This window comes from Marinobacter sp. M3C, assembly GCF_023311895.1.
Taxonomy (GTDB): domain Bacteria; phylum Pseudomonadota; class Gammaproteobacteria; order Pseudomonadales; family Oleiphilaceae; genus Marinobacter.
Genome location: NZ_CP092284.1, coordinates 3,067,660 through 3,089,087 on the forward strand (window position 1 = coordinate 3,067,660; position 21,428 = coordinate 3,089,087).

General features: G+C 56.4%; 18 protein-coding genes. 14 read left to right on the top strand and 4 right to left on the bottom strand.

All coding sequences use genetic code 11. From position 1 onward, the window contains the following. Positions 1–33 precede the first annotated feature (33 nt). From tssM to MIH18_RS14410, 6 genes are all read left to right on the top strand, one after another. Complete coding sequence (gene tssM / locus MIH18_RS14385) at positions 34–3,720, top strand: type VI secretion system membrane subunit TssM (RefSeq protein ID WP_249012704.1); 3,687 nt, start codon at positions 34–36, stop codon at positions 3,718–3,720. Between the two features lie 25 nt (positions 3,721–3,745). After that, a complete protein-coding gene (locus MIH18_RS14390; RefSeq protein WP_249012705.1) occupies positions 3,746–4,621 on the top strand; it encodes a DNA ligase in 876 nt (291 codons plus the stop codon). A gap of 255 nt (positions 4,622–4,876) precedes the next feature. Continuing rightward, positions 4,877–5,200, top strand: coding sequence for a hypothetical protein (locus tag MIH18_RS14395; protein WP_249006638.1), 324 nt, complete (start codon positions 4,877–4,879; stop codon positions 5,198–5,200). Between the two features lie 2 nt (positions 5,201–5,202). Further along, positions 5,203–5,700: a hypothetical protein gene (locus tag MIH18_RS14400; protein ID WP_249012706.1), complete on the top strand. Its 498-nt coding sequence runs from the start codon at positions 5,203–5,205 to the stop codon at positions 5,698–5,700. Between the two features lie 320 nt (positions 5,701–6,020). Then, positions 6,021–6,599, top strand: coding sequence for an outer membrane beta-barrel protein (locus MIH18_RS14405; RefSeq protein ID WP_249012707.1), 579 nt, complete (start codon positions 6,021–6,023; stop codon positions 6,597–6,599). A gap of 142 nt (positions 6,600–6,741) precedes the next feature. Then, positions 6,742–7,527 carry an ATP-binding protein gene (locus tag MIH18_RS14410; RefSeq protein ID WP_249012708.1) on the top strand — a complete coding sequence of 262 codons (786 nt, stop codon included), beginning with the start codon at positions 6,742–6,744 and terminating at the stop codon, positions 7,525–7,527. A gap of 29 nt (positions 7,528–7,556) precedes the next feature. Here the strand turns inward: MIH18_RS14410 and MIH18_RS14415 are convergent, their stop codons facing one another. Both MIH18_RS14415 and pdsR read right to left on the bottom strand, forming a co-directional pair. Further along, the gene (locus MIH18_RS14415) at positions 7,557–9,710 is read right to left on the bottom strand and encodes an ATP-binding protein (protein ID WP_249006634.1); all 2,154 of its coding nucleotides are present in this window, start codon (positions 9,708–9,710) and stop codon (positions 7,557–7,559) included. A gap of 36 nt (positions 9,711–9,746) precedes the next feature. After that, the gene (pdsR, locus tag MIH18_RS14420) at positions 9,747–10,448 is read right to left on the bottom strand and encodes a proteobacterial dedicated sortase system response regulator (protein WP_249006633.1); all 702 of its coding nucleotides are present in this window, start codon (positions 10,446–10,448) and stop codon (positions 9,747–9,749) included. Between the two features lie 230 nt (positions 10,449–10,678). Between pdsR and MIH18_RS14425 the strand changes: the two genes are divergently transcribed. The 3 genes from MIH18_RS14425 to MIH18_RS14435 all read left to right on the top strand — a co-directional run bounded on the left by MIH18_RS14425 (position 10,679) and on the right by MIH18_RS14435 (position 12,138). After that, positions 10,679–10,897 (top strand): hypothetical protein, encoded by a 219-nt coding sequence (locus tag MIH18_RS14425; protein WP_249006632.1) that lies wholly within the window; start codon positions 10,679–10,681, stop codon positions 10,895–10,897. 50 nt (positions 10,898–10,947) lie between these two features. Next, positions 10,948–11,664, top strand: a complete 717-nt coding sequence (locus MIH18_RS14430; RefSeq protein WP_249012709.1) for a 1-acylglycerol-3-phosphate O-acyltransferase — start codon at positions 10,948–10,950, stop codon at positions 11,662–11,664. 72 nt (positions 11,665–11,736) lie between these two features. Next, on the top strand, positions 11,737–12,138 hold the full coding sequence (locus MIH18_RS14435) for an MAPEG family protein (protein ID WP_249006630.1): 402 nt from the start codon (positions 11,737–11,739) through the stop codon (positions 12,136–12,138). 28 nt (positions 12,139–12,166) lie between these two features. Here MIH18_RS14435 and MIH18_RS14440 read toward each other — a convergent pair whose 3' ends face one another. Next, entirely contained in the window at positions 12,167–12,610 is a 444-nt protein-coding gene (locus tag MIH18_RS14440) for an OmpA family protein (RefSeq protein ID WP_249006629.1), read from the bottom strand. 248 nt (positions 12,611–12,858) lie between these two features. On the opposite strand from MIH18_RS14440, the gene MIH18_RS14445 reads away from it, so the two are divergent. Continuing rightward, positions 12,859–14,298 carry a rhomboid family intramembrane serine protease gene (locus MIH18_RS14445; protein ID WP_249012710.1) on the top strand — a complete coding sequence of 480 codons (1,440 nt, stop codon included), beginning with the start codon at positions 12,859–12,861 and terminating at the stop codon, positions 14,296–14,298. Positions 14,299–14,354: 56 nt separating this feature from the next. Here the strand turns inward: MIH18_RS14445 and MIH18_RS14450 are convergent, their stop codons facing one another. Further along, entirely contained in the window at positions 14,355–15,809 is a 1,455-nt protein-coding gene (locus tag MIH18_RS14450; RefSeq protein ID WP_249006627.1) for a B-box zinc finger protein, read from the bottom strand. A gap of 191 nt (positions 15,810–16,000) precedes the next feature. Here MIH18_RS14450 and acnA point away from each other — a divergent pair, with 191 nt between their 5' ends. The 4 genes from acnA (at position 16,001) to MIH18_RS14470 (ending at position 21,408) form a co-directional block, all read left to right on the top strand. Next, positions 16,001–18,769, top strand: a complete 2,769-nt coding sequence (acnA, locus tag MIH18_RS14455; protein WP_249006626.1) for an aconitate hydratase AcnA — start codon at positions 16,001–16,003, stop codon at positions 18,767–18,769. Positions 18,770–18,965: 196 nt separating this feature from the next. After that, on the top strand, positions 18,966–20,090 hold the full coding sequence (locus tag MIH18_RS14460) for an HDOD domain-containing protein (protein ID WP_249006625.1): 1,125 nt from the start codon (positions 18,966–18,968) through the stop codon (positions 20,088–20,090). Between the two features lie 89 nt (positions 20,091–20,179). Continuing rightward, positions 20,180–20,500 (top strand): DUF2288 domain-containing protein, encoded by a 321-nt coding sequence (locus MIH18_RS14465; protein WP_249006624.1) that lies wholly within the window; start codon positions 20,180–20,182, stop codon positions 20,498–20,500. Then, positions 20,500–21,408: a LysO family transporter gene (locus MIH18_RS14470; RefSeq protein WP_249006623.1), complete on the top strand. Its 909-nt coding sequence runs from the start codon at positions 20,500–20,502 to the stop codon at positions 21,406–21,408. Before MIH18_RS14465 ends, MIH18_RS14470 begins: the two co-directional genes overlap by 1 nt. Positions 21,409–21,428 lie beyond the last annotated feature (20 nt).

Consider the following 21,428-nt stretch of genomic DNA (forward strand, 5'->3'; position numbering starts at 1 on the left):
CGAATTTAACCTTAAACCGCAGGAAGGGATGCCATGTGGACTTATGTATTACGACTCGGCCGCACTGTTGCCGTGGTGACGCCGCATTTACGTCGCGTAGCGCCTCGTGCCCTGTTTGTGGCGCTGGCACTTGCGTTGGCTGCCGTCTGGTGGCTGGGGCCACGCTGGTCGCTGAACGGTGAATTTCCCCTTGCGAGCTGGCAGGCCCGCTCCTTGGTAACACTGGCGGCCGTGCTGTTGGTTGCGTTGCTGTGGGGCTTAATGCTGGCGCGGCGATTACGCCAAAACCAACAATCGCAAACCGCTGTAGCGCAGGAGCAGGAAGATCCAGTGTTGCCGTTCGAGCGCAAACAACAGCGCTTGCTGGACCGGCAACTGGCTGCGCTACGGGGTAAGCACTCGCGCCGGCACGGCGCTTATCGGCTGCCTTGGTATCTGGTAATGGGACTTGAAAACGCTGGTAAAACCAGCCTGATTCAGGGTTGCGGGCAGTCCTGGGCGTTGTCCGATGTTACCCGTAACAACCGTACCGACCGTAATCCCTTCGGTTTCGATTGGTGGGTGGCTGACACCGGTTTGATGATTGATCCTGCCGGCGAGCTTCTTGGTGAGAATAATGAAGGCGGCATCAGCGGCGAGATTCAGCACCGTCTGTGGCGGCACTTTCTGGGTTGGCTGCAACTCAACCGATCGCATCAGCCACTCAACGGTGTGCTAATGGTGATCGATTTGGCCCAATTGAGCATGGCTGGCGAACCGCAAAGCCAGGCCCAGGCCATCGTTCTTCGCAATCGCCTGCGTGAGTTGATGGAAAAAACCGGTCCACAGCTGCCAATTTACATCTGTTTCACAAAAATGGACTTGCTGTACGGCTTTGAGAGCTTCGCCGCCAGTTGGCCAAAGGCCGAGCTGGAGCAGCCCTTGGGTTTTACCTTCGAACTTCATCGCGGCGGCGATAACGACCGTTGGCTAACGCAGTTCGCCGAACGCTATGAACAGCTGGTGCAGGGCCTGATGGCACGTCTGCCAGAGGTGCTGGGCGCCAGTCACAACGCTGAAACGCGGGCTGCCGCTTATTCCTTCACTCGTCAGATGGCCGGTCTTGCGCCGGTACTTGAAGCCTATCTGGCTACGCTGCTAGCAGCCGATGGCTTCTCTAATCCGGCGCTGGTGCGCGGCAGTTATTTTACCTCGGTGCGCCAGGAAGGCGTGCCCGAAGACGCATTTGTAACGGCGGCTGCGGCCAATTACCGGTTAACCGGTCCCGTTCAGCCGGCCCAACGTCAACGGCGATCGGTACCGATGTTTGCGTCGCAATTGTTTGCGTCGATTTTTATGGCGGAGGAGGGCCTGGCCGGCCAAGGTCAGCGCCGCTTCAGACGGCAACGTAAGATTGCAGTCGCCGCGGTTTTGGCACTGGCCGCTGGCGGGCTAATGAGCGCCGGCTGGCAGCATTACTTTACTAAAAATGCCGAAGCGGCATTGATGGTCGAGGCCCAGGTGCAGGCGTTTTTAAACAGCACCGCGACGGTGAATGTTGACCGTGCTGTGTCTGGCGCAGAACTGCTGGGATCTCTGAATCGGTTGCGCGACGCCACTCTGGCATTTGGCGAACGTAAAAAAGCTGCGCCGTGGCTGCGGGATATGGGTCTGTACCGGGGCGATCAGATTGCGCCAGCGCTGGAAGGCGCCTATCGCGACATGCTGGCCTATCAGTTTTTACCGGCGTTGATGTTTGCCGTCAGTGAACAGATGGTGGCCGCACCCGGATCTCCACGTTCGCCAGGCTCTTTGGGCCTTTCTGACTCTTTAGGCTCTTCAAACTATTCAAACTACAGCAACGGCAACTACAGCAACGATAGTCTGGAGCACTTGCGGGTGTTGCGCATGTTGTATGACGCCAGCGGTCGCCGCAAAGACATGGTTCGCGGCTATCTTCAGGATTATTGGCAGCGCCTGTATCCGGGTCAGCGTGAGCGCCAGAAGCAATTGCTGACGCATCTGGATTACGGCCTTGAGAATACCGATCTGGCAGGCTGGGCTAAGGCCGGTGACGTCAATGCTCGTATGGTTCTGGCGCCGTTCAGCGGTCGCGTAGAGTGGGCTCAGTATGAACTTGGGCGTGTGCCCACATTACAGCGGGTATACCGAGACCTGGAGCAGGCCGCCGCAAGGCAGTTGCCGCCAGCGAGGGATCTGGCCCGCAGCAGCGGCCCGGCCTTTGCTACCGTATTCGGCGTTGTGGATGCTGACACAACGTCTCTGCCCTCAGTGAGTGATAACAACCCTATGCTGATACCGGCTCTGTTTACGCGCGAGAGCCTGCAAAAATGGTTTTTGGATCGCGCGGGAAGGGTAACCGAGCTGGCGCTGATAGACGCCTGGGTGCTGGGCCGGCGTGACAACATTGATTTCAGCCCGGCCGATCAACAGCAACTGCAGGCCGGCTTGCACAACATTTACTCGCAAGAATATGTGCGCCACTGGCGTGGCGCGCTCAGCCGCCTGAAGATCCATCGTTTTGAGGACTTGAACCACGGCGTACGGATTCTGGAGAGCTTGGGCAGCAGTTATAAGCCTCTGGCAAGCGTGTTGCAGCAGCTGCGCGAAAACACCTCGCTGGCGGCGGGCCTAAGCAACGATTTGCGCCAGGCCTCGCCTGCAGCGGCAGGGCTGGCATTAACCCCTGCGCAAGTGCCACCCAGGCTGGCCGTGCTGCAGAACATCGAACGCCAGTTCAGTGATTTGAACCGGTTAACTCTGTCGCAAGGCGAAGACCCCAGCGAGCTGGACGAAATCATGCTGGTGGTTGCAGAGCTGCATCAATATCTGCGTAATATTCAGGAGGCTCCAGACAGCGGCAAATCTGCTTTGGCGGCCGCAAGGGCGCGACTAGACCTGGAAGGTGCAGATCCGATCTTCACTCTTCAGCGAATGGCGGCTTATCAACCCGAACCACTAAACCGGATGCTCGGCCACTTGGCCAGTGAAAGCTGGCGGGTACTGCTGGACAGCGCAGTGGCGCAGCTAGAGCGCGAGTGGTTTCGCGAGGTGTACCAGCCGTTCGCCCAAAATCTGGCTCCGTTTTATCCCTTCAAGGCCGGCACCGACCGAGATGCGGCGCTGCAGGATTTTGAACAATTCTTTGCGCCGGGCGGCACCTTGCAAACCTTCTATAACCAGAAGCTAAAGCTATTTGTGGAAGATTATCCGCAGCAGTCCGGGGCTTTGGCTCGTGCCGGGTTACTGCGGCGGGAAGTAACGGCGGCCTTGGCCAGCGCGGATGCCATTCGCCGTGCCTACTTTACAACGTCGGGATCGTTGGACGTGGAGTTCGCATTAGAGCCGCTGAACCTTACCTCCAACAAGCGCCGCAGCGTGATGAATCTGGATGGCCAACTGGTGGAGTTTAACCACGGGCCGCGGCAGAGCATTCCGCTGGTGTGGCCCAATACCCTGCGGGATAACGTGCAAAGCCGCATTACCCTGGTGCCGGTTGAAGTTAACAGGTCGCCCCGCAGTCTTTCGCAGCAGGGACCCTGGGCGCTGTTCCGGCTGTTGGAAAACGCTGATTTAACCGGCGTCGACAGCACCGCGGTAGACGTTAAATTCACAGTTGATGAGGGGGCCATGCGTTACCGCTTGCACGCCGGCAGTAACACCAACCCTTTTACCCAGCAACTGCTGAGTGGGTTCCGCCTGCCGCGCAGTCTGTATTAACGTAACGCTGTAAAGGGAGTTGTTAATGTCCGGCATATTATGGACGAAGCGCTTGGGTTCAGGCCTGTTGGCGAGTCTTGCGCTGATGACGGCCGTGGTGCTTGGTGCGCCAGCGAAGGTTCCGTTGGCCAATGTGTATCAGCAGGGCGCGCCGCTTGCGGATTATTGGGTGAGCGAAAAACTGGATGGAGTGCGGGCTTATTGGGACGGTGAGCGCCTGTGGTCCCGCCGCGGCAATCCGTTTCAGGCGCCTGACTGGTTTGTCAGTGATTTCCCGCCGCAGCCGTTAGACGGCGAGCTGTGGCTGGGGCGCGGCCATTTCGCACAACTTTCTGGCATTGTGCGCACCGTTCGTCCCGTCGATGCGGATTGGCGTTCTGTGCGTTTTATGGTGTTCGATTTGCCGTTGATCGACCAGACATTCGATCAACGTCTTCCCCGTTTGCGCGAGTTGGTCAGTCAAGCGGGGTCACCCTATCTGGCTTTGGTTGAGCAGCAACGGCCCGGAAACCATCAGCAGCTGATGGCTCGCCGGGATAAAATGATTGCTGTCGGCGGCGAAGGGCTGATGCTGCGCCGTGGCGCTAGCATTTATAAGGCTGGTCGCTCGGATGACCTGTTAAAAGTGAAGCGCTTTGACGACGCCGAAGCGATTGTTGTTGGCATTCTGCCGGGCAAGGGCAAATATCAGGGGATGATGGGCGCGCTGCGGGTGAGGCTGGCCGGTAAAAGGGAGTTTCGCATTGGCAGCGGTTTCAGCGATGCCGAACGCGCAGAACCACCGCCACTGGGTAGCGTTATTACCTTCAAACATTTCGGCCACACCGCCACCGGCCTGCCGCGATTTGCCAGTTTTATGCGAGTGCGAAATGATGAACCGGAGTCGCCTGGCATTCAGTAGGTTTTTACCGTCTGGCCCGAACGCCGTTGCATTAATGGACTGTCATGGTGCCTTCAGGCCACTGTGCTAGAGTTATTTGAGCTGGCAGCCGCAATGTCAGCGTTGATGGAAAGAAACATTCTCCATCCGGTATCGAATGAAGAGTCGAATGAAGAATCGAATGAAGAATCGAATGAAGAATCGAATGAAGGGCCGAATAAAGAGTCGATTACACATCACGTTTCTGGATTACTCAACCAAGTCGGGAGACAGCACATGGAACACAAATCCGCACAAGACGATTACGCTCGCGTTAAAGACGATCTTACAGCGCTCAGGGAAGATCTGGCCGCACTGACCAAGGCCGTGGCCAGTGGCCAGGCAAACAGTGCCAGCAATCTGAAAGACGAAATCAGCAAGGAAACTCACGCGATTTTCGACCAGCTGCGCGCCAGCGGTGATAAAGCGATAGCCCGCGCCACGGAAGCCGGCTCGCAAACGGTGGAAAGTGTTGAACACAAAATTGAAGAGCGGCCGTTTTTGAGCATCATCTTGATGTTCCTGGCGGGCATTGTGGTTGGTAAGATGCTCGATCGCTGATCATGTTTGATTCTGCCGCTATAAAAAGCACCATTCGCAAGGCCGCAGCCGCGTTGATCGGTTTTGTAATGGCGCTGATTTTGTTGGCGGCGCTGCTGCTTACCGGGCTGCATTTGCTGGTGAGCGCAGGCACCCTCGCGCTTGCCCCGTTGGTGGGGCAAGCCGGGGCGATGGCCATTTCCGGGCTGGTTTGCGTGTTGCTGGTTGCATTGTTTTTCTATCGACTGGTTAGCCCCGGGCGTTCTTCAAAAGATCAAAGCGATAGCGAGGGCAGCGCCAAGCCTGCTTCCCGTTCGCCCATCCAGACTTTGCGTTCCGCTATTACAGACAACCCCCTGGAAGCCATTGCCATTGCGTTTGCAGCCGGTATTGCCGGGCACGACGACTCTCGCCTGCGACGCCTGTTGCTGCAAGGCGGCATGGCGATGATGGAGCAGCCAGAAAAAAGTGCGGCTGCTCCTGCCGAACCGCAAACCCCTGGCGCAGACACCCCGCCCTAATGTGATCGCGCCCGTGAGCTGAGTTTTGTTTATCCGGCTCGGCCATCGCGATTCTCCGGTTTTTTCCTTCTTTTTAATCAAACAGCCAACCGCCGGGACGCCTGAAAAGCCCTCCGCTGAGTGAACTTAAGGGTTTGCTTGAGTTTTTCACGTTAACAGAAGATGAAGACTTTTTACGGTATTTTTAACCCAAAAACGACACGATTGCGGTTAATCTGGCTGTACTTGCTGGCGACATTCTTTTCATACAAGCCGTCGCCGCAAACGTTGAAGATGTTCAACTCAAATCTTTTTAGACGAACAACGAGGATGGCCCCGTTATGAACTATAAATCTCGTATTGCTTGCGCTACGGTTTTGTCAGCCAGCGTTTTCGCCGCGCCGACTGTTCTTGCCCAAGGCTCTGTAGATCGCGAGTCTTCGGGCCCTTACATCAGCGGTAGTTACGGTGGTTACAAATCCCACGGTGGCGATTTTAAAGACGATAACGATCTGCTCGGCGCCGCAGTGGGTTACCAGTTTAACCCGTTCTTTGCGCTTGAAGCCGGGTACATCGACTTTGGCAATTTTGGTGAAGACGATGTTGATGGCAAACTTAAGGGTGTTAATTTGGTCGCAGTGGGACGCTTACCGCTAACGCAGAGTTTTGGCGTGTACGCTAAAGCCGGTGCGTTTGCCTCGTCGCTTGACGTTGATGCTTTCGGCGAAAGCGAAACCTACGATGACGTCAGCCCGCTTGTGGGTGTGGGCGTGGATTTTCGTGTAACCGAGCACCTTACGGCGTTCGCCGAATATAACCGTTATGACATCGACATCGACTCAAATGACTTTAACGGTCAGCTCAACAACAGCGGCCCGGAATTCGACACCGGTCAGGTTGGCGTGAAGTTTCAGTTCTAATTAAGGGCTGCTAAGAACGACGAAAGAGCGCAAAAGGCGTGGCATTAAGTTGCCACGCCTTTTTTTGGTTCCTTTTTTTTGTCTACAGCAAACCGCTTTGCGCTACAGTGCCTGTTTTCAAGATGGTTACAGGGAGAAGCTCATGTCGGTTACCAAATCTATCGACTGGCGCACCACGCCGGCCGCCGTGTGGCGCCGGCACCGTTCCGGCCTGCGTGCTATTCGCCGCCTGGATCCGGTTACCTGGGGGTCGCTGACCGGCGTAGACCAACAGCAACAGGCGCTGGCGCTGAACACCGAACGTTTTTTGCAGGGCGAGCCGTCTAATAACGTACTGCTTTGGGGCGCCCGTGGTACTGGCAAGTCGTCTTTGATCAAAGCGCTGCTGAACCACTATCAGGCACAGGGCCTGCGAATGATTGAAGTGGATAAAGACGACCTGGTGCACCTGCCTGAGATTGTTGATGATTTGTGGGACTTGCCCTACCACTTCGTTATATTTTGCGATGACCTCTCATTCGAGGCCGGTGAAACCAGCTACAAGGCGCTGAAAAGCGTTCTGGAAGGGTCGCTGGAACTGCCACCGGAGAATGTGCGTGTGTACGCCACCTCGAATCGTCGCCACCTGATGCCCGAGTATATGGCAGACAATATGAGTAGCCACAGTCGCGGGGGTGAAATTCATCCGGCTGAAGCTATAGAAGAGCAGATTTCCCTGGCTGATCGCTTTGGCGTGCAGCTCTCGTTCTATGCGTTTTCCCAGGAGCTTTACTTGCAGGCGATTGATGCGTTGTTTGCCGAAGTTGGCGATCGTGAGGCCCTGCACCAGCAAGCCATTCGTTTCGCGACCGCTCGCGGTGTCCGCAATGGCCGCACAGCGCAGCAGTTCTTCCGTCAGCACGGCCCGCGCTCGCCGGTAGTTGACTAGTAAGCGATTAGTAGGCGATTACTCGGTGGTTAAGGTGGCGTCGAATTTATATCCGCGCCTGATTCAGCGGCGGGAATCACCAGCCGGAACGTCACGCCGTCAAGGCCGTTTCGGCTCTTATTTTCCGCCTCCAGGCGGGTCTGGTGGTAGTTCGCAATCAGCTGCGCAATCAGCAGGCCCTGGCCCAGATGATGTTCAGACGTGTTGATCTGGCCTACTCTATGGGACACAAACGCCGAGAAAATATCCGCCCCGGCGGGCAGTTGGGAGCCCTGATTAAATACGCCGAGTTGCCAGCCCTGGTCAACTCGCCGCAGATTCAGCTCAATACGTTGGCCTTCAGGGGTAAAGTCCCGCGCGTTGTCGACTAACTTATCCAAAAGCTGTACCAACAGCTCCGGCGACCCCAAAACATGACTGCCGTGCTCCGGGCCCCGGTACACAATAACGTGGTGCGGATCCAACGCCTGGTAGGCAGCTGTTACCTGCGTCAGCACTTCAGCCACGTCAAACACCTCTTTGTGTTCGGCTTCCAGGCTCTGCTCCAGCCGTGTGGCTTCACTCATGCTGCGCAAAATACCGCTAAGCCTGGCCACAGCGCTTTGGGCACGGGTCAGATAATTTTGCCGCTCGGCTTCATCGGCGCAGTGAGTCAGGTTATCAAGGGATGAGCGTACCACCGCCAGTGGCGTTTTCAGTTCATGAGACAAGCGCTGTGAGAAGCTTTCCAGGTATTGGTTGTAACCGTGAAGACTGCTGACTAGCCGGTTAAAGCGCTGCTGAAGCTGGCCAAGCTCGTCGTTACCGATACCTGACTTTGGCTGCAACGGCACCTGAGGAGCCATTCGGCCATCGGCATCCACGCACTGGGTGACCCATTTCGCCAAACGGCTAATGCGCCACGACAGCCAGCTGGCATAACCCAGCAGAACCACCACCAAGCCAATAATAATCAGAAAGCTGCGGGCCAGTACGGTGCCCAGAGCGGCGCCTGAAATGTTCAGCAGTTGATCCAGCGATTGCTCCAGCACCAGTGTTCGCCCACCAAACACCGGAGCCTGTGCGCTCAGCCACAGGCTATCGTTACTGTGACGCATCAACGCCGGGGCGGGAAGATTAACCGGGAACTGGCGCCAGAGCTGTTCATTCACCAGAATCGAGTCGGGTTGATTGGCTTTCACCAGCGCCTTCAGCAGATTCTGCCCTACCTGTTGTAGCCACGAGGCGTTTTCATCTGCTTGGTCGATGCGTGCAGACCTTGGCTCGATGCCCGTCGTGGTCGCCGGCTTGGTTAAGACTGTGCGCTGCTGACGGGCGATAACCCAACCGGATTCTTCCATTACTCGCAGTTGTTGGCCGCTGTCTAGCCAGCTGGCCAGCGTCTGCTCCAGATCCGCGTTGCGGCGAACCAGCGCAGCCGCTGGAATCTGCGCCAATGGCGGACTTTCAGCAGCCACACCTTCGCCTCCATAAAGGGCAAGCGTTATGCGGCTGCCCGCGGCAGGCCGGGGCAGGGCCAGTTCCAGCTGCCAGCCATTGGCCACCGGTTGCCAGAACGCGTTCACGCGGGGGTCGGTTTCGGTCCAGTTAGCACCGCTGCGGGCCGGCAGCTGTCCGGGTGCCGACGGGCGTAGCAACCAGGCCTGATTGCGCGGGTTTATACGGAGCTCATTGGCGCCACTGAACAGTTGCAGCAATAACCGGTGGTGGGCCAGCCGCGGCGCGCCGGGATTGAACAGCTGAGGTGGCTGGCCTGGAATGCGAATCAGCAGATACAGGGTTTTATCGCTGTGGCTGGCCTGCCAGTAAAGCGCGCTAGGCTGAGGGGCGGCCCCGGGCAGCTGCTGCCAAGGTTGAAGAGCGGACAGAGGTGCCTGCGCCGACGGCGGGAACGGCTCGGAGGAATCGTAGCCCGGCCAATCATCGGCGTAGCCGTCAAGCAGGAGGGCGCTATTCTGAGCCGCGGTATAAACAGCAAACGTGCCGGCGGCCAACGGTGGCTGTGCCAGCAGCTCATCACCCGCCAGCAGGGCCAGGCGATTTGCCTGTTGCTGCAATTGTTGCTGGGCCTGCTGGCGCAGAATGTTGTCTAGCTCAAGCGCAAACTGAACCCCGGCAAGAGGAACCAGCAACATCAACAGGCTTACCAGCAACAGCTGGCGTTTCAGGCTCAGTGCGGCCACGCGCACGGCTCTTGGCTTGGGCCGAAAATGGCACGCTCAGGCATTGTGGTCGTGCCAGCGATAACCCATGCCGTAAACCGTTTGAACGCTGTTGAAGTCGCGATCCAGAGCGTTGAATTTGCCACGAATACGTTTGATATGCGACGTCACCGTATTGTCATCGAGTACCGTGCTGGCCGCGTCCATCAGCTGAACACGGCTGCGCACATGGCCCGGGTGGCGGGCCAGTGCGTGCAGCATCCAGAACTCGGTGACCGTCAGCTCAACGGCCTGGTTGTTCCAGCTGGCGCTCATGCGGTCCAGATTCAGTGTCAGTTTGCCTCTTGCCAGCAATTCGTCGGGCTGTTGATGGGCCTGATTCCAGGCGTCTGCGCGGCGCAGCAATGCATTAATGCGGGCCAGTAGATGTTCCATGCTCATGTCTTTGGTGACGTAGTCGTCTGCGCCCAGGCGCAGGCCGTGCACGGAGTCTATGTCGCTGTCGCGAGCGGTCAGAAAAATAATCGGCAGTGTGGCGGACTGCCGGCGTAAGTCCTGGCACAAAGTAAACCCGCCCTCGGCTTCGCTCCCCAGGCCCACATCAATAATCGCCAGGTCCGGTAACTGCCGCTGTAATGCCTGCCAGGCAGCTGGCCGGTCACCGTAGGTAGACACAGAAAAGCCCCTGCGCTCGAAAGCAGCGCGGTAATTATCGCGGATGGCGGGTTCGTCTTCGATCAGTGCCAGATGCTTGTTCATGGTGGCCCGGTGAGTGGATGAGGGGTTAATAGGCGAGCAGTGCTGTAAACCTAAGATAGTGATGACGCTCGCGCTGCACAAGGGCAAAAGGGTTGTGCTGCGGAGCTTGCCACAATTGATCACAGTTGCCCGCTGTCGTTGCCATATTGCGGTCATACAGTGCTGTTGCCATAAATCTACCAACGCAACGTACTAACACAACTGACCAACACAAAACGGCGGTGCTGATTATGATAATGACAGGTCTATTTTTTTCGCAGGTAATATCGTTCAGCCGTGCGCTGGTGCGCCGCACCATAGCCGGGTTGAGGCGTGGCCGTGATGCCGCCGGTCTTTGGCTGGTTATGTTGCTGATTCTGTTTGTGCATCCCCTGTTTGGCGAAACCGGCAACGCTCTGGATTCTGCGGTGTGGGTGTTTGAGCAAATTGGGACTGTCTCCGGGCCGTAAAGCTGACGTACACTTGTGCGCCAAAATATCGGACACAGAGTTGCTATGTTATGGCCCTACTAAGAAAAATACTGGCCTGGACGGGTGTATTACTGCTTTGTCTGCTGTCGATGGTGCTGTATTTGGCGCGGCCCTTTAATCCAGATAATAACCGTATTCTGGCGGGGGCATGTGCCCGTTTCGGGCGCGCAGTTCTTGGCATGCAGCGCCCGCTGTACGGCGCGGAGAATATGCCCAAAGACCGTTCCATGGTGGTGATTGCGAATCACCAGCATAACGACGATTTTTTGATCGTGGGGGATGTTGTGCCGCGGCGCTTGGTGGCGGTGGGCAAGGCGGGGCTGTTGTGGGTGCCGTTTTTCGGACAGGTATTCTGGCTTGGTGGCAACGTAATTCTGAACCGTTCGCGCTCGCGCAAATCCGTTGCCAGCATGCAGGCGGTAGGCGATACCATTGTTCACGAACGCAAAAGCCTGTGGGTTTTCCCAGAGGGCACGCGCAGCCGTGGTAAAGGGCTGCAGAGTTTTAAAAAAGGTGCATTTTACGCGGCCATTGCCTCCGGATCACCGCTGGTGATGGTGTGTGTTGGCCAGTACCAGGATGATTCCTTGGGCTGGCTGGGCCGCCGCAAACCGGTTCCACTCAGGGTTTTACCGGCCATTGAAACCACTGGCATGACCAACAAAGACATACCCGAACTGATCGCGCGCTGCCACAGCGCTATGGCCAAGGCAATTGCCGAGCTGGGTGAAAGTAAGGCACAGTGAGTTAGCTTCCGTCACCTGTCCGCGACGCAGGCATGGCCTGCGCGGGCATTTCATTGATCAACAGGACTGAATATGATTGTACCTATAACCGGTGTTTTCGCGGCTGTTATCGGAATTTTGCTGCTGGTTTTGTCTGCCGTTGTGGTTAAGTACCGAATCAAATACGGCAAGGGTATGGGTATTACGGAAGATCTCGATTTTGAGGCTGCCGTGCGGGCCCACGGTAATCTGGTGGAATACGCACCGCTGACCCTGCTGATGTTGGGTATTGCCGAGCTGAACGGCGTTTCCAACGGTTTTATTTACTGGATTGGTATGGCTTTTGTCTTGGGGCGCATATTGCACGCTTGGGGCATGTTCCAGGGCCATGGCGGGCCCCACAAGGCCCGCATGGTGGGTATTTTGCTAACCTGGGTCTCAATTCTGATGATCGCCGTATTGCTGCTGCTGAACGTGTTTCAAGTATACGGTTAGGTCGAAAAATGTCCGGGGTCTGGGCAAATTAGCCGGACAGCGCGCTGGAGACGCTGTGTTGCACGTACTCCAGTTCCACCCGGCGGTTGGCCGCGTGATCTGCCCGTGTTGCCAGCGGGCGGTCTGAGCCCCAGCCGACAGCTTTTAAACGCTGTTCATCCACGCCCTCTTCAATTAAAAAACGTACCACGGCGCTGGCCCGCATGCGCGACAGAAAATGACCATAGTCGTCGCTACCAAAGGCGTCGGAATGCCCGTGTACGCGCACATGTAGATGAACGTTGCGGAGCAAGTAGTGGCCGTGACGGGTAAGCATGTCCATGTCGGCGGCGCTAAGCTGATGTTTGTTGTAGCCGTAATGGAACTTCAGCTGACGGGGTTTGTGTGACTCGGCGCATGAATCTGGCTGAAAACCCTCCGCCAGAGTTGCGAGGGCCAGTAATTCCGGGTTATCCAAAACAAGAACGGTCATGTGGGGTTTCCTTGCATTCGGGGGCCGGCTGATAATGTTTTACGCCGTACGATGGTTCTTAAACCGGGTTTTCAAGCCCGATTTTGAGGCCGTACTATATATTAAGATATTAAGGCCGAACTATTGGCGCGCAGAACAATACCAGCATTAGGCGGTTGGTCGATAGCGCCATTAAACCTCACAACCAAGGCTACGCTATGACAAAACACGGCTTACAGGTGGCCAATTGTGATCAAATGTGACGACCCATGCTGATTATTCCCGCTGAAAACGCTGTTAACTGGAAACGCCCGCCCTGGATTACCTTAGGGTTGATGCTGGCCTGCGTGCTGGTGTTCACGTTTTATCAGGGTGCCGACCAGCGCAAGCTTCAGGTGGCTGTTAACCAGTATCTGAAAAATAATCTACAGGCTCTGGAGGCGCCGGTTTACGAAGATTACCTGCTGCGTAAGATACGCCAACAGGGTGATAGCGAGTCGGTTTACCAGCTGCAGCAGATGCGTAATCTACAGGCCAATCAGAAAGGCGGCTGGCTGGCGGTTACCCTGCTGATGGACCGCGACTTTTATCAGTATTTGCTCGATAACCGTGATCTGGTGTGGGCCAGCGCAGAACGCGAACGCTGGCAACAGCAGCGCGGCTTTATTGAGGACAACTTTATTGGCCGGCTCAGTTCCCAGCGTTTTGGGCTGATACCCGCGCAGTTGTCGTTGCACAGCCTTATCAGCTATCAGTTTTTGCACGGCGGCTGGGGACACTTGCTAGGCAATCTGGTGTTTCTGTTTTTGCTGGGATTTACCGTGGAGAAAGCCTTGGGCGCTGCGCGCTTTCTGTTGGCCTATCTGCTGTGTGGGGCGCTTTCTGGCCTGATGTTCACTGGATTCTCTGCGGGCAGCCTGGTGCCGCTGATTGGTGCGTCTGGCGCCATTTCCGGGCTGATGGGCATGTATGTGGCGATTTACGGTCTGCAAAAAATCCGCTTTTTCATTTTCCTGGGCGTCTACTTCAACTATTTTCGAGCGCCGGCTATCGCCATTCTGCCGGTGTGGCTGGGTAAAGAAATTTACGATTACTGGTACGCCGGCGCTACCGGTGTCGCCTATATGGCCCACGCTGGCGGCCTGCTGGCAGGTGCGGTTCTAGTGGGAGCGCTGGGTAAAAGCTGGTTTCAGGTGAAAGATACGTTTTTCGAACCTGAACCTGAAGCGGACGATGCCGCTTTTACCGAGGCTTATGGGCAGGCTATGGCGGCAATATCTACGCTGGATTTTGATCTGGCCCGTACGCGCTTTGAGGCTTTGCGAGAAGCTTATCCCCAGCGCGCGTTGGTACTGCAACATCAGCAACAACTGGCACAACTGCGCCCGGATCTGCCCGAGTATCGCCACTTTAGCCGCGAGCGGATGGATGATGCGCTCAGCAGGCAACAATTTGATCAAGTTATTGCGGTATGGCGGGAATATCTGGCCAAAGGCGAGGCGCACCAGCCATTGGCGGCGGAAGACCACAACCGCGTGCTGTTTGCCAGCCTGAAACAGCATGATTTGAGCACCGCAGAAAAAGCTTTTGAGCGCCTGCGAGGCGCGGGCAGCGAGCTAATGGTCAGCGAGGCCTGTCGGTTGCTGGTGGCAGAATTTGAAAAACGCCAGATGGCGTCCAAGGCCCAGCACTACCGGCAGTGGTTGTAGCGCTACGCTGGTGGCACCAGACGTTCAACAGGCTTATGAATTAGCTATGCAGAACACTAGTTCGTTATGTTAAAGCTGGCTTTGGGGCCGCGCAATGGCTGGCGTTCCTGCGCTTGCTCCAAGAAGTGCTGAATCTCTGAGTGCTGGGGGTGTTGCGGGCACTTGCGTTGAATGAAACCCAAAAACGCCGTGGCTTTTTCCCACTGGCCCAGGCCGTTGGCCAGGGTTTGCGCGGCCAGCAGATAGGCTGGCACCAGTGCCTGGCTGTCGGCAAAGCGCTTGTGAAAATCCTGCAGCAGCTTCAATGCCAAACGATAGTGACCGCTGCGATAAAGCGCGCCGGCCACCGTTACCGAAAGCTCGGCGTCTTGCAAACGGAATTGTGGGTCTGCCTGCTGCAGTTGCACCAGCAAGTCTGCCAGGGCCTTGCCATTATTGTGCGCTGCCAGCCACGCCATGATGCGCGGATGGTTCGCGTGCAGGCTGCGAATATCATTGCGCGCCGCCAGCAGCCTGTAGAGTTGGCCAATGCGCAGCGAGTTGTCTGGTTCGCGCTTGAGCTGCTCTAACAGCAGAGTCTGCGCGCGATCGTAGTTGCCATCTTTCAGGTTCATGTCCAGGTCGGCATCAAAGCGCTGGCTGCGATCGCGGTGGTGCTGGTCTTCGGGTTCGACAGCATCCTGATAATCCGCAGCAAAGCCCAGCTCCTCCTGATACTGAAACAGCAGATAACCCAGCATGTGAAATAGCATCAGGGTAAAGGTGCTGTTAAGAAAACCCGCCAGCGGCCGCGATACCCAGTCTGAAAAGTGCGTCAGGGCAAAATCCTGGGCCGCGCCAGACGCCAGCACCAGAAGAATCAGGTAACCGTAAAGCAGGAAGTAAGGGCTGCCGATGCGGGCGATCAAAGTGGCCAGGTTCAGGGGATTTACCGCCGCGCCCACGCTGCGCTCCATGGCTAACACCATAATGCTTGCGGGCAGGGCCAACACCACAAACGCCAGCGTCAGCATTAATAGCAAGGGCCCGCCCAACATGCCCGCGGCCGTTACCAGTCCGCCCATCAGCGCAAACACCAGAATCTGCAAAATCACAATGTTAAAGCCGCTGCCACTAAACGCCTCGGCCAGCGGTGGTGGCTTGAGGTGGCCTTCTGCGGTGCGATTGATAACGGCGTAGGTGTATTTCATCAGCGCCAGCGCCAGCAACAGCCACACCAACATGCCCAGTAGGTTTTGCGGTACCAGTGCCGGCACCAGTGTGCAGATGGCGATAACCAGCAGTGGATCAGTGTGGAATGGATAGCGGAAAAACGCGCCCAGCCGATGCCAGAACGGCACCACTTCGGTGGCGGCGCCTAAGTAGCGCATTGCCTTGCTGCACTTGGGGCAGAGCCCGCGACGTTGTTTGGCGTTAGCATCTGGCATGCAGCGGGTGCAAAAATGCAGCTGGCATTCACCGCAATGCCATTTGGCCGGGTCGCCGGGGTGATATTGGCAATCGTGTTTCAAAATGTGTTTGTGTCCTGCCTGGCTTGGGTGCGTTGTTTATGGTCGCAAAAGTGTTACCTAAAGGATACGCCGCATCGATGTTAACGCTTCACTATTCAGCCGCTGAATAGTGAAGATCTATGTTATGGAGTTGCAGTCTACCGAAACGGTGCGATAGTAGTAGGAGCTACATTCACCGCAGGAGGTGCGCTATGTCTAGTGAACTTCACAGTCAGAATAGTCTGAACACCCTTAGCAGCCTAAAGGCTGGAAACACTACCTATCATTATTACAGCTTGCCGAAAGCGGCGGCTGAGCTGGGTGACCTTGATCGCCTGCCGTTTTCGCTGAAAGTGCTGTTAGAAAACCTGTTGCGCAACGAAGATGGTGTGACGGTAGACCGCAGTCATATTGATGCCATGGTGCAGTGGCTCAAAGACCGCAATTCCGATACCGAAATCCAGTTTCGCCCAGCGCGGGTGCTAATGCAGGATTTCACCGGCGTACCCGGTGTGGTGGATCTTGCCGCCATGCGCGACGCCGTTAAGCTTGCGGGCAAAGATCCGGCAATGATCAATCCGTTGTCGTCGGTAGACTTGGTGATTGACCACTCCGTGATGGTCGATAACTTTGGCGATGCTTCAGCCTTTAAAGACAACGTGGCCATGGAGATGGAGCGTAACCAGGAGCGTTACGAGTTTCTGCGTTGGGGCCAGCAGGCGTTTGATAATTTCCGCGTGGTGCCGCCCGGCACCGGTATCTGCCACCAGGTTAACCTGGAATACCTGGGTAAAACCGTGTGGCACAAGAAGCATGGCGATAAAATTCTGGCCTATCCGGACACCCTGGTAGGCACCGATTCGCACACCACCATGATCAACGGCCTGGGCATTCTGGGCTGGGGCGTGGGCGGCATTGAAGCCGAAGCCGCCATGCTGGGCCAGCCAGTATCTATGTTAATTCCAGAAGTGGTTGGCTTTAAAATCAGCGGCAAATTACGCGAAGGCATTACTGCCACCGATCTGGTGCTGACCGTTACCGAAATGCTGCGCAGCCATGGCGTGGTGGGTAAATTTGTCGAGTTTTACGGCGACGGCCTGAAAGACATGCCGGTGGCTGACCGTGCCACCATTGCCAACATGGCGCCTGAATACGGTGCCACCTGCGGTTTCTTCCCGGTAGACGAACAGACTCTGAAGTATCTGCGCCTGACCGGCCGTGAGGAGCAGCAGGTCGAGCTGGTAGAAGCCTACGCCAAGGCACAGGGCCTGTGGCGTGAACTGGGCCACGAGCCGGCGTATACCGCGACCCTCGAATTGAATATGGATGAGGTCGAAGCCAGCATGGCCGGCCCGAAACGCCCGCAAGACAGGGTGGCGCTGAAGAATATGAAAGCCGCGTTTGAACTGGTGATGGAAACCGGCGAAGGCGCACCCAAAACGAATGACAAACACGACAACGCACTTGAATCTGAGGGTGGGCAAACCGCCGTCGGTGTTGACAACAGCTATCATCATCACTCCAGTCAGATGCTGGCTATGAATGGCCAGGAAACCCGACTGGACCCGGGCGCGGTGGTGATTGCGGCGATTACCTCGTGTACTAACACGTCCAACCCCAGCGTTATGATGGCAGCAGGCCTGGTAGCACAAAAAGCGGTCGCCAAAGGCTTGAAAACCAAGCCTTGGGTGAAGACGTCGTTGGCGCCAGGCTCTAAAGTGGTCACCGAGTATCTGCGCGCAGGCGGTTTCCAGGGCGACCTGGACAAGCTCGGTTTTGATCTGGTGGGCTACGGTTGCACCACCTGTATCGGTAACTCCGGGCCGCTGCCCGATGCTGTGGAAAAAGCCATTAACGATGGCAATATGACCGTAGCCTCGGTGCTGTCTGGCAACCGTAACTTTGAAGGCCGGATACACCCTCTGGTGAAAACCAACTGGCTGGCATCGCCACCTTTGGTGGTGGCTTACGCGCTGGCTGGAAACGTGCGGCTGAATCTGGTGGAGGACCCATTGGGTGAAGACAAAGACGGCAACCCGGTGTATCTGAAAGATCTGTGGCCGAGCCAGCAGGAAGTCGCCGAGGCGGTGGAGAAAGTCAAAACCGACATGTTCCGCACCGAATACGCCGCCGTGTTCGACGGTGATGCTGCCTGGCAGGCTATGGAAGTCCCTGAAACCACGGTTTACAAGTGGTCAGACGATTCCACCTACATCCAGCATCCGCCCTTCTTCGAAGGTATGGGGCCTGAGCCTGAGGCGATCGACGACATTCGCGAAGCGCGCATTCTGGCGCTGCTGGGCGATTCGGTCACCACCGATCACATATCCCCAGCCGGCTCATTCGCGGCCGACAGCCCTGCCGGCAAGTACTTGCAGGAGCGCGGGGTAGAGCCAAAGAATTTCAACTCTTATGGCTCGCGTCGTGGCAACCACGAAGTGATGATGCGCGGCACGTTTGCCAACGTGCGCATCCGCAACGAAATGCTGGATGGCGTGGAAGGCGGTTATACTCGCTACGTGCCAGACGGTAAACAAATGCCGATTTACGACGCTGCCATGAAGTATCAGGAGCAGGGCATACCACTGGTGGTGATCGCCGGCAAGGAGTACGGCTCTGGTTCCAGTCGCGACTGGGCCGCCAAAGGCCCTCGCCTGTTGGGCGTGCGAGCGGTGGTGGCGGAGTCCTACGAACGTATACACCGCTCTAACCTGATCGGCATGGGCGTAATACCGCTGCAGTTCCAGAAAGGCACAGACCGCAAAACTCTGAAGCTCACCGGCGAGGAAACCATCGCCATTGATGGCTTGTCTGGTGAGATCACGACCGGTCAAATTCTGACCATGACGGTCACTTATCCAGATGGCACAACCGCACGTTGTGATTTACTGTCGCGCATAGACACAGCGAATGAAGCGGTGTACTTCCGTCACGGCGGGATTCTGCACTACGTGGTTCGGGAAATGCTGCGTAATGCCTGATTTCTGTTGCTAAAAGTCGTTATCATCAAAAGGCCAGCTACCTAAAAGGTGCTGGCCTTTTGTTTATGTGGCGGTGCGAGCATCAAAGGCTGTAATGTTGCGTGCGCAGTTTACGATCTTATACTCACAGCCTTGTCTGAAAGTTTTTGGCAGGTGCGTCGTTTTGGTAGGTTTTATTAAGGGAAAAGGCCACAGGATGAATGTGTTGATTGTTGACAGCGACGACAACATGGTTGCTTTGCTGACCAGTATTTGCGTTGGTGTAGACCCAAGGGTCCGAGTGCACGGATTTAGCTTTGTGCAGAATGCCTTGGACCACTGGGAAGTTCACGGAGCGGATTTGATACTGGCAGATGTGCACCTTTCCGATGGCAGCAGCCTGGAGCTGATTCGCCGTGTGCGCCGCTCGCAAAGCGAGGTGCCCGTGTTAATGATCAGCCGAACGGCCGATCGTGAATCCATATTGAAGGCGGCTCGCCTGGGCATCAGTGGCTTTGTCAGTAAACCGTTCAGCGTTGAATTATTGCACCAGCGGCTGCGCAGTTTGCTCCCCCAAGGGCAGGTAGGTGTCAGTATGAACCTGAACGAACACATTGCAGCAGCTGTTAGCACCATGGTGCAGTTACCCGGAACCCCAAACACCGCTGGAATAATCGAGCTGCTTCAGCGCAGCCAGAATGTCAGTGCGGCAGAGCTGGTGCGATCATGGCGTAACGAAGTTTCAGTAACGGCGCGTTTACTGGCGGTTGCGGGCAGTATTTCTTTTCGCCGCTCCGGACTGCCGGTGACAACACTAAAGGATGCCATTCTGGCTCTGGGTGTGCCTATGGCACTGAATCACGCGCTGGCGCTGTCGCTGGATATTTGTGGACAGTTGGCGCATCCGTTACTGGCCGAAAAAGCAAAAGAATTGCTGACTCAGGCCGTGGCCGTGGCCGACGGCGCGTACCGGCTGGCATTGAAGCTTGGTGAGCCTGCCGTACCTTGCCATACCGCCGGATTGTTGAGCCGGGCCGGAGACTTAGCGGCGTTAAAACTGATGCAACAGTACTGTGACTCAGGCGACAAAACCTTGAGCGCTGAGGAGATAGACCAAGCCCTGGCCGACTGGGCGCAACCTTTGGGCAATCAGATTAAAGTGCACTGGCGCCTGCCGCTGCCGCTGCGGGAGCTGATCGGCGCTGTACATTTTCTACCGCGGGAAACGGTGAGCCAGTCCAAAGTGATTATGCGGGCTGCCGGGTTATACGAAAGTGGGCTAATAGACAGTGATGACGGCAAGTGGTTAATGCGTCGGCTCGGGCTGGAGGGTTTCGGTTAAAGCACGGTCTGGCTCCTAACGGTGGCTGCCATTCGGGCGATCGGTTAAAATTTGACACGCATTTCTGACAATCATCCATCAAGGCCGTTATGTCTTCTTCTGAATCTGCGAACGAAATCAAAGCTCGACTGAATCTTGAAACCTCCCGTATTCACTGGCATGACCTGCAAACGTATTATGCCCGCGGGCAAGTTGTGCGCGTGGCTGCCGACACCGATTTGTTAAACGTGGCGTGCGAGTTGGTTGGCGACAACAAATCGCAGTTTGAACACTGGCTGGCCAGCGGCAAGGTAGGTGATGTTGCGCCGGATCTGGCCCGCATCTGGCACCAAAACAATACCGAGTTGTGGGCCGTGGTGATCGCGCCCTGGGTGCTGGTGCAAGACCGTGCCGACGGCAAGTTGCACTGATGCTGACCGGAGTGCTGCTGATACTGGCGCCGCTGTTTCTGGGTTTCGCCATTTCTATTTCCAACCGTCGCGCGATGACCACCATCCACTACTCGGTAGAAACCCTGGTGTACCTGATTCTGGGTATGCTTGGTTTGGGGCTAGGGCAAATGGAAGGCCTGGGCAGTCAGCTTAGTACCATGGCAACTCAGGTGATGGCCCTGGTGACATTGTTGTTGCTGTGTAATATGGGTGGCTTGTGGCTGTTTCACCGTTGGCGCCCGCTGACGGTGAACAACGCGGAAGAGTCGGTTAGCCCGGGCTATCGACGGATGTTTATGGCGGCGGCAAAACCCTTGCTCGCAGCGCTTGCTGGCTTGTTGTTGGGCTATTACCTGTTGCCGGCTATACCGTTTATTGATCAGATCGCCACTGGCCTGCTCATGCTGCTGCTGCTGCTGATTGGCTTGCAGCTTCGTAACGCTGGTTTGTCGCTGCGCAAGCTGTTGATGAACGTGCAGGGCTTGGGTATTGCCGTGGTATTAATGGTCAGTTCAATGCTGGCGGGTGTGTTGCTGATACCGGTGTTAGGTTTGCCCTGGCATCAAACATTGGCGCTGACTTCAGGCTTTGGCTTTTATTCGTTGTCGGGAATTGTCATTGGTGATGCCTTAGGCCCGGCCTGGGGCGGGGTGGCGTTTATGAACGACGTGCTGCGTGAAATCATTGCTTTGGCCATCATTCCGCTGGTTATCGCCAAGCGGCCAGCACTCGCCATAGGTTATGGCGGCGCTACCTCAATGGATTTCACTCTGCCGGTGATTCGCAGCAGCGGCGGCCTGGCCTGCGTGCCGGTGGCTATCGCCTCCGGCTTTTTGCTGTCGTTTTTTGCCCCGGTGTTCATGGGGCTGTTTTTGTCGTTAGGCTAGGCAAGCCTGACTCGCTTGCG